Origin of the sequence: Mesorhizobium sp. M4B.F.Ca.ET.143.01.1.1 (assembly GCF_004792275.1) — a bacterium.
In the GTDB taxonomy this organism is placed as follows: Bacteria; Pseudomonadota; Alphaproteobacteria; order Rhizobiales; family Rhizobiaceae; genus Mesorhizobium; species Mesorhizobium abyssinicae.
Genome location: NZ_SRSR01000003.1, coordinates 631938 through 644973 on the forward strand (window position 1 = coordinate 631938; position 13036 = coordinate 644973).

Sequence of the window (13036 nt, forward strand, 5' to 3'; positions counted from 1 at the left end):
TGACCGTCATGGCCAAGCCGGAACACACGAGCACGCGCACGCTGGTCGAGGCGCCGGCGCTGTCGCCCGCCACCATCGCCAAGCCCGAGCTGATGAGCGTCGAGCAGGCCAAGGCGATGGACGTCGCCCGCATCACCGACCTGTTCAAGGCCCATCTCAATCCGGGCCAGCTGCATTTCATGAAGCTGCTCGGCTTCCACAAGGTCAAGATCGAGCGCGCCGAGGGCATGTTCTACATCGACCAGAACGGCCGCAAGATCCTCGACTTCTTCGGCGGCTTCGGCTCGCTGGCCTTCGGCCACAACCACCCGCGCATCCTCGAAGCACGCAAGAAATTCCAGGAGGAGAAGAGGCAGGAAATCGCCATCGCTTTCATGTCGCAATATGCAGCGGCGCTTGCGCACAACATCGCCAAGTGCTCGCCCGGCGACCTCGACATGGTGTTCCTCGGCTCGTCCGGTTCGGAAGCCATGGAAGCGGCTGTGAAGCTTGCCGAGCGCGCCGCCGGCCCGAAGCGGCCGAAGGTCGTCTATGCGGAGAATTCATTCCACGGCAAGACCAAGGGCGTGCTGGCGATCACCGACGGTTCGCTCTACCGCGCCGACTTCAAGGTGGCGGACAATGTCGTGCGGGTGCCCTTCGCCGACATCGATGCGGTCGAGCGCCTGTTCAGGAGCGATCCCGAGATCGGCGTCATCGTGCTCGAAACCATCCAGGGCGGCGGCGGCATCATCCAGGCGCCTGCCGAATACTGGCAGAAGCTGCGCGCGCTTTGCGACCAGTACGGCGTGCTGTGGGTCGCCGACGAGGTGCAGTGCGGCTATGGCCGTTCCGGCCGCTTCTACGCTTTCGAGCACTACGGTGTCGTGCCGGATGTGACGGCGCTGGCGAAATCGCTCGGCGCCGGCAAGGCGGCGGTCGGCGCCATGATCGCCAGGCGCGACGTATACATGAAGGCCTATGGCACGCCGAAGACGGCGATGATCCATGCCATGGCGACTTTCGGCGGCATGGGCGAAGCCTGCGTCACCGCGATCGAGGGGCTCAACGTGCTCTACGACGAAGGCCTGATCGACAATGCGGCCGCGACGGGCGACTACCTTCTGCAGCGGCTGCAGGCGCTCAAGGAGAAGTATCCGAAGATCATCAAGGACGTGCGCGGCAGGGGTTTTATGATCGGGCTCGAGTTCCACGATTTCTCGCAGACCTTGCCGATGGTGCTGAGGCCAATCGTCAGCGTGCTCGACGACAAGCTGAAGGGCTCGCTGTCCGGCTTCGTCGGCTCGCTGTTGTTGCGCGACTACGACGTGCTCGTGGCCTTCACCGAATACAATCGCAACGTCATCCGGCTGGAGCCGCCGCTGATCTGCCAGCGCGAGCATGTCGACCGCTTCGTCGATGCCTTCGACAACCTTCTGTCGCGCGGCATCGTGGCGATCGTGAAGGATTTCGTCAAAAGCCAGGTCGGCAAGTAGAGGGCGCTGAGCAGAACGATGCTGACCAGGCCGCCGACTGTCCCGACCAATCCGCTCGACCGGTTCGCCGGGGCTGGTCTCGCCTGGGGCGAGGGGACCTATGCGCGGCTGGCGGCACCCATCGGCGCGGCGGCTTTCTCGCTCTACATCCTTTTGACGGCGGCAACGGCCTGGATCATGCCCGACGCCAACTGGGATATGCTGCCCTATCTGGCGGTCGCCGAGGAAGGCACCTATCCCGATCCGCAGGTCCTGCACGACTATGCCTACAGCACGGTTAAGGCGGGCGTCTCGGCCGCCGACTACAAGACGCTGACCGACGATGGCGGCGGCTACCGCAGCCATATGGCGGAAAATGCCGCCGACTTCCATTCGCTGCTCGGCATGTACCGGATCAAGTTCCTCTATGCCGAGATCCTGTCCGGCCTCAGCCATGTCGTGTCGCCGGTCGAGGCTATGCGGCTGGTCTCCGTGGTCTCGGTGCTGCTGTTCGGCGGCATCACGCTCATCTGGCTGCGTTCGGAAGGCGCGCTGGCCTTGGCTCCGATAGTCGGCGCGGTGCTGATCATGGCCGATTTCGGCGACGCGGCGCGCGCGTCGACGCCGGACCTGATGTGCTCCGCACTGTTCCTCGGCGGCCTGTTCGCCTATGTGCGCAAACGCGAGGCGGCGACCGCGATCCTGCTGTTCCTCGCCTTCATGGCGCGGCCGGACAACATCGTCTTCCTGGCCATCTTCGCCATGCTGCTCATCATCTTCCGGCAAAGGGCCTGGGGCGCGCTGGCGGGCTTTGCCGCCTCCTTCATTGCCTATTTCGCCATTTCGCACTGGGCCCAGCACCCTGGCTGGTGGCCGCATCTGTGGTTCTCCACGATCGAGCAGCACTACAATATGGACGGCTTCGAGCCGCCATTCTCGCTCGCGGCCTACCTCAAGGCCTTCGCCGCCTCGCTGCTGCGTGCGATCAACGCCAACAGTTGGGTGGGCGTCTCGGTGCTAGCGCTGGCCGGATGGTACGCGCTTGGCCGCGCCGGTTTCCGCCTCGATCGTCGCGCCGGTATCCTGCTTGCGGCGCTGGTGCTCGGCGTTCTGGCCAAGTTCACGGTGTTCCCGATCCACGACACACGCATCTATTTCCCCAACCTGCTGCCGCCCTTCCTGCTGCTTGCTTGCCCGCTGATGGCGCTATGGGCCTCGGCCGGCCAGCGTCGCGTCGCGCCGCACGTCGTTGGCGGAGACAAGCCCGGAGACCCGCAATGAGTTCCGCTTCCAACCTGGCGCGCATCGCGCTCTCGTTCGGCCTTCCGGCCGGGCTGCTCGATCGCGGGCCGGCGCTGCGCGGCACGAAATTCCTCGCCCGGGCGGCGCTGAAGGCACGCTTCGGCGGCAGGCCGTTCCAGATGGTCAATGTCGGCGCCTGCGACGGCGCGCTGTTCGACGACGTGACGCCCTGGCTGCACCGCATTGCGCGGGCGCGGGCGATGCTGGTCGAACCGATCCCCTACAATCAGAAGCGCCTGCGCGCCAACTATCCCGATACCGGGCGCTTCATCATCGAGCCTGTGGCGGTGACGCGGACCAGGGGGACGATCACCGTTCATACATTTGACGCCGCCGCGCTCGAAGACGGCACGCTGCCGATCGAGTTCATCGGCTGCTCGTCGGTAACCGACACCAATCTGATGTCGGGCAAGAACGCCTGGGGCGAGGCGGACGCCAACTTCAACAAGTTCGCGCCGCACCTCAAGGACATCGAGGTGCCGTCGGAGACACTGCAGACGCTGCTCGACCGCAACGGCATTGCCTATATCGACGCCTTCCTCGTCGATTGCGAGGGCGCCGACTGGATGGTGTTCGAGCAGCTCGACCTCAAGCGCTACCGTCCCGGCATGATCAAGATCGAAGTCGGCGCGCTGCCGGCGGCCGAGATCGGCCAGGTGGTGGTCAAGCTGAAGACCGCTGGCTACCAGGTCGGCTTCCAGGCCGAGGACGTCTGGGCTTTCGCCTGAGTTTCGCCGACCTCCCGTCCACAAGGGCAAGTCTCTCCCGCCGCCGCGCCGGCCGAACACGGCTTGACAAAGCGGCGCCGGCCCGTCCAACCTGAGGCAATCACCAGGGGAGTCCCGGCAAGGGGCTGAGATACTGCTGGCTTTCGCGGCGCAGTGACCCGTTGAACCTGATCCAGTTCATACTGGCGTAGGGACGGTGCAAGCGCTTTGCGGGAGTCTATGCCCGAGGTCCTGTTTCGGCAGGGCGACCAAAGCGTCTTTTCATCCTTCCGGCACAGAACTGGGTCTCCAATGCATGAGCAAAGGAGCCTCAAGATGAATGCCCTTACCCCCACCGTGTCGATGGGGCCGTTGCCCGCCTCGCGCAAGATCCACAAGCAAGGCAGCCTCCACCCCCAGATCAAAGTGCCGATGCGCGAGATCTCTGTCCATCCGACGGCCGGCGAGCCGCCCGTTACCGTTTACGATCCATCCGGCGCCTATACCGACCCGGCTGTCGAAACCAACATCGAAAAGGGCCTTGCCCGGCTTCGCCACGAATGGGTTACAGCACGCGGCGATGTCGAAGCCTATGACGGCCGCCATGTACGGCCGGAAGACAACGGGTTCGCGACAGGCGAGCGCCTGACGCCGGAATTTCCGATCCGCAATCGCCCGCTGCGGGCGAAAGCCGGCAAGGCGGTGACCCAGCTTGCCTATGCGCGCGCCGGCATCATCACGCCCGAGATGGAGTTCGTCGCGATCCGCGAGAATCTGGGCCGCGAGGCCCTGCGCGGCAAGCTCGAGCGCGACGGAGAAGCCTTCGGCGCGGCAATCCCCGACTTCGTGACGCCGGAATTCGTGCGCGACGAGGTGGCGCGCGGACGGGCGATCATTCCCGCCAACATCAATCATCCCGAGAGCGAGCCGATGATCATCGGGCGCAATTTCCTGGTCAAGATCAACGCCAATATCGGCAACTCCGCCGTCACCTCGTCGATGGCCGAAGAGGTCGAGAAGATGGTGTGGGCGATCCGCTGGGGCGCCGACACGGTGATGGACCTGTCGACGGGCCGCAACATCCACAACATTCGCGAATGGATCGTGCGCAATGCGCCTGTGCCGATCGGCACGGTGCCGCTTTACCAGGCGCTGGAAAAGGTGGGCGGCATCGCCGAGGACCTGACCTGGGAGGTGTACCGCGACACGCTGATCGAGCAGGCCGAGCAGGGCGTAGACTATTTCACCATCCACGCCGGCGTGCGGCTGCACTATATCCCGCTGACCGTCGACCGGGTGACCGGGATCGTCTCGCGCGGTGGCTCGATCATGGCCAAATGGTGCCTGCACCATCACCGGGAGAGCTTCCTCTACGAACACTTCGCCGAGATCTGCCACATCTGCCGTGCCTACGACGTGTCGTTCTCACTAGGCGACGGCCTTCGTCCGGGCTCGATCGCCGACGCCAACGACGCCGCGCAGTTCGCCGAGCTGGAAACGCTAGGCGAACTGACTCAGATCGCCTGGGCCAAGGACTGCCAGGTGATGATCGAGGGGCCCGGTCATGTGCCGATGCACAAGATCAAGCAGAACATGGACAAGCAGCTCGCCGTCTGCGGCGAGGCGCCGTTCTATACGCTGGGGCCGCTCACCACGGACATCGCGCCGGGCTACGATCACATCACCTCCGGCATAGGTGCTGCCATGATCGGCTGGTTCGGCACGGCAATGCTCTGCTACGTCACGCCGAAGGAGCATCTCGGCCTGCCCGACCGTAATGACGTCAAGACCGGCGTGATCACCTATAAGATCGCCGCACACGCCGCGGATCTCGCCAAGGGCCACCCTGCGGCGAAGGTCAGGGACGATGCTCTTTCCCGCGCGCGGTTCGAGTTCCGCTGGGAAGACCAGTTCAACCTGTCGCTCGACCCCGAAACGGCGCGCTCGTTCCACGACGAGACCTTGCCCAAGGAGGCGCACAAGCTGGCGCATTTCTGCTCGATGTGCGGGCCGAAATTCTGCTCCATGCGCATTTCCCACGACATCCGGGCCGAGGCACAGAAAGAAGGCATGGCGGCGATGGCGCTGAAATACCGTGAGGGCGGCGATCTCTATGTGCCGGCGGACGAGATCGGCGCACCGCTCATACCACAGGGGCGTGAGCCGTCATGAAGGTGCTGGTCAATGGGGCCGGCGTCGCCGGCCTCACCGCCGCCTTCGAGCTCGCCATCCGCGGCGCGACTGTGACGGTTGCGGAGACAAGGCCCGGCCTTGGCGGCAATGCGTCGTGGTTCGCCGGCGGCATGCTGGCGCCCTGGTGCGAGCGTGAAAGCGCCGAGCAGCCGGTGCTCGATCTCGGACGCGACGCCGCCGACTGGTGGGATGCGGCGACGCCCGGCCAGGTGACGCGGGCCGGAACGCTGGTCGTGGCCGCGCCGCGCGATGCGGGCGAGCTCGACCGCTTCGCCAGCCGCACGACGGGTCACCGGCGTGTCGATGAAGACCAAGTCGCGCGCCTCGAGCCCGACCTTGCCGGCCGCTTCCGTCGTGGGCTGCTCTTCCCCGACGAGGCCCACCTCGACCCGCGCCAGGCGATGGCGAAACTTCATGACCGGCTCGCGGCCATGGGCGCCGCATTCCACTTCGGCGCCGATATCAGGCAGGTGTGCGGTTTCGATCGCCGGATCGACTGCACGGGAATGGCCGCTGTCGACGACAGGCTGCGCGGCGTGCGCGGCGAGATGCTGATCCTGCGTGCGCCCGACGTCTCGCTGTCGCGGCCGGTCCGGCTGCTTCATCCGCGCTTTCCGCTCTACATCGTGCCGCGCGCCGACCACCGTTTCATGATCGGTGCGACGATGATCGAAAGCCAGTCCGGGGGATCGATCACGGCCCGTTCGATCATGGAGTTGCTCAGCGCTGCCTGCGCGCTCCATCCGGCCTTTGGCGAGGCGGAGGTCCTTGAGACCGGCGTCGGCGTTCGCCCGGCCTTTCCAGACAACCTGCCGCGCGTCGAAACCAGCGGCGACACCGTCAGGATCAACGGCCTCTATCGTCATGGCTTTCTTCTGGCGCCTGCCATGGCACGGCAAGCAGCCGAAATTGTCTTCAGGCAGCACGAACCTGTGGAGTCTACACATGAAACTGATCGTGAACGGCGAAGCGCTCGAGATCACGGCGACAACCCTGGCGGCGCTGCTTGCGGCGCTCGACTATGAGGGCGATTGGCTGGCAACGGCCGTCAACAGCGACCTCGTGCACAAAGCCCATCGGGCGGAATTCCATTTGAGCGACGGCGACCGGATCGAAATCCTCTCGCCCATGCAGGGAGGCTAGCGATGCTGGAGCTTTTCGGGACGACGCTTCCCTCTCGTCTGCTTCTCGGAACGGCGCAATATCCGTCGCCAGCCATCCTTGCCGATGCGGTTACGGCGTCGGGCACATCGGTGCTGACCGTCTCCTTGCGGCGGGAGATGGCGGGCGGCAAAGCCGGCGAGAAATTCTGGGCGCTGATCAGCACGCTTGGCACGAAAATCCTGCCCAACACCGCCGGCTGCCATTCCGTCAAGGAAGCGGTCACGACCGCGAAGATGGCACGCGAAGTGTTCGGCACGAACTGGATCAAGCTGGAAGTGATTGGCAACCACGACACGCTGCAGCCGGATGTGTTCGGCCTGGTCGAGGCGGCGCGCATCCTCAGCGAGGACGGCTTTTCGGTATTCCCCTACACCACCGACGACCTCGTCGTCGCCGAACGGCTGCTTGAGGCGGGCTGCAAGGTCCTGATGCCGTGGTGCGCGCCCATCGGTTCGGCGCTGGGGCCGGTCAACATCCCGGCGCTGCGATCGATGCGCGCACATTTCCCTGGCATCCCGCTGATCGTCGACGCGGGATTGGGCCGGCCATCACATGCCGCGACCGTGATGGAACTCGGCTTCGATGCGGTGCTGCTGAATACGGCGGTCGCCAAGGCTGCCGACCCGGTCGGCATGGCGCGCGCATTCGGCAAGGCGGTGGAAGCCGGCCATGAGGCGTTCCGCTCGGGAATGCTCGAACCGCGCGAGGTCGCGATGCCGTCGACGCCGACATTCGGCAGGGCGGTTTTCGTATGAAGCTCGATCCCTTCTACCTGATCGTCGATTGCGCCGCGTGGATCGAACGGTTGGCGCCCCTCGGCGTCAGGTTGGTTCAGTTGCGCATCAAGGCTATGGACGAGGCCGGACTGCGCGCCGAAATCCGCAAGGCGAAAGCCTTGTGTGCCGAGCACCAATGCCAGCTCATCGTCAACGACCACTGGCAACTGGCAATCGAGGAAGGTTGCGACTTCATCCATCTCGGCCAGGAGGATCTGCAGACCGCCGACCTCTCGGCGATACGCGCAGCCGGTATGAGGCTCGGGCTCAGCACGCACAATCATGCCGAACTGGAAACGGCCATCGCCGCCAAGCCCGACTACATCGCGCTCGGTCCCGTCTATGCCACCATCCTGAAGAAGATGAAATGGGTGCCGCAAGGGCTGGAGCGGATCGGCGAGTGGAAGCGCCGGGTCGCGCCAATCCCCTTGGTCGCCATCGGCGGCCTCAACCCTGACCGGCTCGACAATGTCTTTGCGGCTGGCGCCGACAGCGCGGCGGTTGTGACTGACATCACATTGAATGCCGATCCCGAGGCGCGCACGCGGGAATGGATCGCAAAGACGGAGCGATGGCGCTGAGGCAAGAACCGCACGTCCTTGTCATTGCCGGATCCGACTCCAGCGGGGGTGCCGGACTTGCACGCGATATCGAGACGATCTCTTCGCTTGGCGTGCGCACCTGCCTGGCCGTGACCGCGCTGACAGTACAGACGCAAGAAAGCGTGGCGCAAATACACCGCTCATCGCCACGCCTGGTGGCCGACCAGATGCGCGCCGCGCTGCAGGCCAACGAGGTGGTCGCCATCAAGATCGGCATGCTGGCGACTGCCGAGACCGTCGTGGCCGTTGCGGCCGTGCTGCGCGAAAGTCCTCGGGTGCCGGCAATACTCGATCCGGTGTTGGCCTCCACCTCAGGCCGGGCGCTGCTGGAAGCTGACGCGGTCGCGGCGATGAAGCATGACCTGATGCCGCTTTGCCGCTTGGTCACGCCCAATCTCATCGAGCTGGCGCTTCTTGTCCCGGCGGAACGCGCAACCGACGAGGATGGCGCGATCAGGCAGGGTCAGGAATTGCTCGGCGCAGGTGCGCAGGCCCTGCTGATCAAGGGCGGTCATGCATCGGGACCGCGATCGACCGACATTCTGTTGCGCTCGAACCAAGAACCACTCCGCTTCGACACACCACGCCTTGCAGCATCGATGCGTGGGACGGGATGCATGCTGGCCAGCGCGATCGCCGCGCATCTGGCGAAGGCGAAGCCGCTTGAAGACAGCGTGCGCGAAGGTAAGCAGCTTGTCTTCCAGAAGCTCATGGAGCGGTCCGACTGACTCCGTCGCATGGCAAAAATCCTCGCCTGTGGCGTCCGAAGGAAGCATGTTCGGTCGTCAGGGTCGCTCGGTCTTTTCGTAATGTCGCAAACAGGCTTCAATCGCGACACCGCTCCGCCCTATAGTCCGCCCGCTTTACCACTTTGGAGTCACGGGCAATGGCAGGGTTTCCGGAAAAGGCGAAGGTCGTCATCGTCGGGCTGGGCGGGATCGTGGGCGCTTCCATCGCCCATCACCTGATCGAGCGCGGATGGGACGACATTGTCGGCATCGACAAGTCCGGCATCCCGACCGATATCGGCTCGACGGCGCACGCGTCCGACTTCTGCTACACGACCAGCCATGACTTCCTGTCCTGCTGGACAACGCTCTATTCGATCGATTTTTACGAGAAGATGGGCCATTACGCGCGCATTGGCGGCCTCGAAGTCGCGCGCGTCGGCGACGACAGCCGCATGGCGGAGATCAAGCGCAAGATCGCTTCGGCCAAATCCTTCGGCACCCGGGCGCGGCTGATCGAGCCGGCCGAGATCAAGGAAAAGTTTCCGCTGATCGAAGAGAGCATGGTGCAGGGCGGCTTGTGGGATCCGGATGCCGGCCTGGTCATTCCGCGCTCGCAGACGGTCGCCGGCAAGCTCGTCGACCAGGGTGTGGCCTCCGGCAAGCTCCAGTCTTTCGCCAACACCTCGGCCAAGTCGCTGATCGTCGAGAACGGGCGCATCAAGGGCGTGGTGACCGAGCGCGGAACGATCATGGCCGACTATGTGGTCGTCTGCACCGGCATCTGGGGCCGTTTGACCGCGGCGCTGGTCGGCGAGGACCTGCCGGTGATGCCGATCGACCATCCGCTGACCTTCTTCGGCCCCTACAACGAGTTCGCCGGCACCGGCAAGGAGATCGGCTGGCCACTGCTGCGCGACCAGGGCAATTCGGCCTATATGCGTGACACCGGCGATCCCAAGACCGCCGAGGGCGGGCAGATCGAGTGGGGCTATTACGAAGAGAACAATCCGCGTCTCTGCCACCCGCGCGACCTGCTCGAAAAGTACCAGGCGCGGCTGTCGCCGTCGCAGCGCGATCTCGACATGGAGCAGATCCTGGCGCCGCTGGAACGCGCCATGGAGCTGACGCCGATCTTGGGCGAGCTCGGCTACAATGAGAGCCATTCCTTCAACGGCCTGCTGCAGGTGACCACCGACGGCGGCCCATCGATGGGCGAGAGCCAGAAGGTGAGGGGCCTGTGGTACGCCGTCGCCATCTGGGTCAAGGACGGCCCCGGCATGGGCAAGCTGATCGCCGACTGGATGACCGACGGCCGCACCTCGATCGACCATCACGCAATCGACTATGCGCGCTTCTACCCGCACCAGACGAAGGAAGAGTTCATCTGGGAGCGCTGCACCGAGACGGCGATGAAGGTCTACAATCCGGCTGTGCATCCGCGCGAGCCGTTCTCGAAGGGCCGCAACATACGCCGCTCGCCGTTCTGGGAGCGCGAGAAGGAACTCGGCGGCTATTTCATGGAACTCGGCGGCTGGGAGCGCGCCCACGGTTATGCCGCCAACGAGTATCTGCTGGAGAAATACGGCAACCGCGTGCCGGTGCGCCAGAACGAATGGGACAACCGCCACTTCTGGCGCGTCTCCAATGCCGAGCATCTGGCGATGAGCGAGGATTGCGGTATCGTCAACCTGTCGCATTTCTCGATGTATGACGTCGAAGGGCCCGACCATGTCGCGCTGCTCGAATGGCTGTGCGCGGCCAAGATCGGCGGCGACAACAACATCGGCAAGGGCATCTACACCCACTTCCTCGACGAGGAAGGCATGGTGCGCGCCGACTTCACCGTCATCCGCATGGCCGACCGCTGCCGTGTGATCGACGGCGCCGACGCCGGTCCGCGCGACTTCCGCTACATGCAGCGCACCGCGCAGGACAAGGGCTTCGACGTCACCGTCACCGACGTGACCGAAAAATACGTCACCATCGGCATCTGGGGCCCGAACGCGCGCACCACTCTGCAGAAGGTGGTCGAGGATCCGAACGGGCTGACGCCGGAGAATTTCCCCTTCGCCGCGATCAAGCCGATCCGGATCGGCGGCAAGGATGTGACGGCGTTCCGCATCTCCTATGTCGGCGAGCAGGGTTGGGAACTGCACATGCGCTACGAGGATGGCCTCGCCGTCTGGGACGCGCTGCGTTCGACCGGCGTCATGCCGTTCGGCGTCGAGACCTATGCCAACACGCGCCGCATGGAAAAGAGCCTGCGGCTGCAGAACGCCGACCTGTTGACCGAGTACAATCTGCTCGAGGCCGACCTTGCACGTCCGAAGGTCAAGGAGAACGATTTCTGCGGCAAGGCCAAGCATGTGGAGTATCGCGCCCGCGAGCATCAGCCGGCGATGCTGTGCACGCTGGTAATGACCGACAACATCGATGCGAACGGCGTCGCGCGCTATCCGGTCGGCACCATGCCGGTGCTGGACCCCGCGACCGGCGAGACGCTGGTCGACGAACTCGGCCGCCGCTCCTTCACCACCTCGGTCGCCTACGGCCCGACCATCGGCAAGAACATCGCGCTTGCCTATCTGCCCTGGGCCTACGCCCAGGAAGGGCGCAAGCTGCAGGTCGAGTATTTCGGCGAGACCTATCCGGTCGAGGTTGCCGGCGTCGGCTACAAGCCGCTCTACGATCCGGAGAGTCTGAAGCCGCGCAGCTGAGTTTTCCAAGCGCACGAGAAGCCCGGCCCCCGCCGGGCTTTTCGCTTTGTCCGGCCGCGATTCTCGCTTACCGTCGCGGCATGTCTGCTTTTGCCAGTGCAAGACATCTCCTTCCGTTCTGCGCCGCGCTGGCGTCGGCACTTTGCGCGACGCCCGCATCCTCCGCGGAATCCGTCGACATCGAGCTGGTGCTTGCCGTCGACGTCTCGTTGTCGATGTCGCCTGAAGAGCTCGAGATCCAGCGCCATGGCTACGCGGCGGCGCTGACGCACGATCTGGTGCTCAAGGCGATTGCCGACGGCGCCTATGGCAAGATCGCCGTCACCTATGTCGAATGGGCGGGCAGCAACTGGCAGCGGGTCATCGTGCCGTGGACGGCGATCGCCAACCGGGCCGATGCCGAGCGCGTGGTCGAGCAGCTCAACGCCCACCCGCCGGACAGCGCCAGGCGCACCTCGATTTCCGGCGCGCTGGAATTCGGCAGCGATCTTTTCGCCGAAAGCGGCTTTCAGGGCGTCAAGCGCGTCATCGACATTTCCGGCGACGGGCCCAACAACCAGGGGGCGCCCGTCAACCTCGCGCGGGATATCGTGGTGAGCCAGGGCATCACCATCAACGGGCTGCCGTTGATGACGCGCGGCGGCTTCACCGGCGCCTACGACGTCAATGATCTCGACCGCTATTACAGCGACTGCGTCATCGGTGGTCCCGGCGCCTTCATGATCCCGGTCAACGACTGGACGCAGTTTCCGGAAGCGATCCGCCGCAAGCTGGTGCTGGAGCTTGCCGGTCCAGGTTCGCCGCAACGGGCGGCCGATGAGGCAGCTGATCCGCCGATGGTGCTCGCCCAGGACAAGCCGATCGTGGATTGTCAGGTCGGCGAGAAAATGTGGCGCGACCGCAGCTGGATGTTCGACAGCCGCTAGTTGTCATGCCCCGGCTTGCCTGTCCGGTGTCGGCCATGCAAAGTCGTCGCGCCGTGCCGATCATACGGCTTCCATGCGCAAACGAGGAGACGTCCCATGAAATCTGTCGCAATCCTGATGGCGGCCGCATCGGTGTTTTGCGCCGGCAGCGCCAGTGCTCAGTATTACGGCGATGCGGGCTGCATCATGTTCGAGCACTCGAATTTTCGCGGCCGCGCGCTGGAATTGGGAGCGGACGATTCGGTGAGCTTTCGTGGCGGCCAGTTCTGGAACGATCGCGTCTCCTCGGTGATCGTGAGCCGCGGCTGCACCCTCGTCGCCTATTCGGATACGAGGATGCGAGGTCGGTCGATCGAGCTCAATCGCAGGGTCCGCGATTTCAGCAATACCGGCTGGAACGATCGCATCTCATCGGCCGAATGCTACTGCGGCGAGAGGTACTAAAACTATCCCAGCTGGAGCGG

At 64.6% G+C, this 13036-nt stretch carries 12 protein-coding genes and 1 riboswitch; all 12 genes read left to right on the plus strand.

Going from position 1 to position 13036, the window contains the following annotated elements; all coding sequences use genetic code 11:
* Positions 1-8 precede the first annotated feature (8 nt).
* The 12 genes from EN786_RS10360 (at position 9) to EN786_RS10415 (ending at position 13016) form a co-directional block, all read left to right on the plus strand.
* Positions 9-1475 (plus strand): aspartate aminotransferase family protein, encoded by a 1467-nt coding sequence (locus EN786_RS10360; RefSeq protein WP_189340632.1) that lies wholly within the window; start codon positions 9-11, stop codon positions 1473-1475.
* Positions 1476-1493: 18 nt separating this feature from the next.
* A complete protein-coding gene (locus EN786_RS10365; protein ID WP_127283748.1) occupies positions 1494-2735 on the plus strand; it encodes a DUF2029 domain-containing protein in 1242 nt (413 codons plus the stop codon).
* Entirely contained in the window at positions 2732-3484 is a 753-nt protein-coding gene (locus tag EN786_RS10370; RefSeq protein WP_127311338.1) for an FkbM family methyltransferase, read from the plus strand. The genes EN786_RS10365 and EN786_RS10370 overlap by 4 nt, the downstream gene beginning before the upstream one ends.
* 95 nt (positions 3485-3579) lie before the next feature.
* Positions 3580-3696, plus strand: a riboswitch (TPP riboswitch).
* 103 nt (positions 3697-3799) lie between these two features.
* Positions 3800-5635 (plus strand): phosphomethylpyrimidine synthase ThiC, encoded by a 1836-nt coding sequence (gene thiC, locus EN786_RS10375; protein WP_135908293.1) that lies wholly within the window; start codon positions 3800-3802, stop codon positions 5633-5635.
* Positions 5632-6681: a glycine oxidase ThiO gene (thiO, locus tag EN786_RS10380; protein ID WP_127284699.1), complete on the plus strand. Its 1050-nt coding sequence runs from the start codon at positions 5632-5634 to the stop codon at positions 6679-6681. The genes thiC and thiO overlap by 4 nt, the downstream gene beginning before the upstream one ends.
* The gene (gene thiS / locus EN786_RS10385) at positions 6602-6799 is read left to right on the plus strand and encodes a sulfur carrier protein ThiS (RefSeq protein ID WP_095783628.1); all 198 of its coding nucleotides are present in this window, start codon (positions 6602-6604) and stop codon (positions 6797-6799) included. The genes thiO and thiS overlap by 80 nt, the downstream gene beginning before the upstream one ends.
* Positions 6800-6801: 2 nt before the next feature.
* Positions 6802-7575 carry a thiazole synthase gene (locus tag EN786_RS10390; RefSeq protein ID WP_127284698.1) on the plus strand — a complete coding sequence of 258 codons (774 nt, stop codon included), beginning with the start codon at positions 6802-6804 and terminating at the stop codon, positions 7573-7575.
* Positions 7572-8177 (plus strand): thiamine phosphate synthase, encoded by a 606-nt coding sequence (locus EN786_RS10395; protein ID WP_127284697.1) that lies wholly within the window; start codon positions 7572-7574, stop codon positions 8175-8177. The genes EN786_RS10390 and EN786_RS10395 overlap by 4 nt, the downstream gene beginning before the upstream one ends.
* Positions 8168-8926 carry a hydroxymethylpyrimidine/phosphomethylpyrimidine kinase gene (locus tag EN786_RS10400; RefSeq protein WP_127284701.1) on the plus strand — a complete coding sequence of 253 codons (759 nt, stop codon included), beginning with the start codon at positions 8168-8170 and terminating at the stop codon, positions 8924-8926. Before EN786_RS10395 ends, EN786_RS10400 begins: the two co-directional genes overlap by 10 nt.
* A gap of 158 nt (positions 8927-9084) precedes the next feature.
* Positions 9085-11646, plus strand: a complete 2562-nt coding sequence (locus EN786_RS10405; protein WP_135908296.1) for an FAD-dependent oxidoreductase — start codon at positions 9085-9087, stop codon at positions 11644-11646.
* A gap of 80 nt (positions 11647-11726) precedes the next feature.
* Positions 11727-12572, plus strand: coding sequence for a DUF1194 domain-containing protein (locus EN786_RS10410; protein WP_127284695.1), 846 nt, complete (start codon positions 11727-11729; stop codon positions 12570-12572).
* Between the two features lie 96 nt (positions 12573-12668).
* Positions 12669-13016, plus strand: a complete 348-nt coding sequence (locus tag EN786_RS10415; RefSeq protein WP_127284694.1) for a peptidase inhibitor family I36 protein — start codon at positions 12669-12671, stop codon at positions 13014-13016.
* Positions 13017-13036 lie beyond the last annotated feature (20 nt).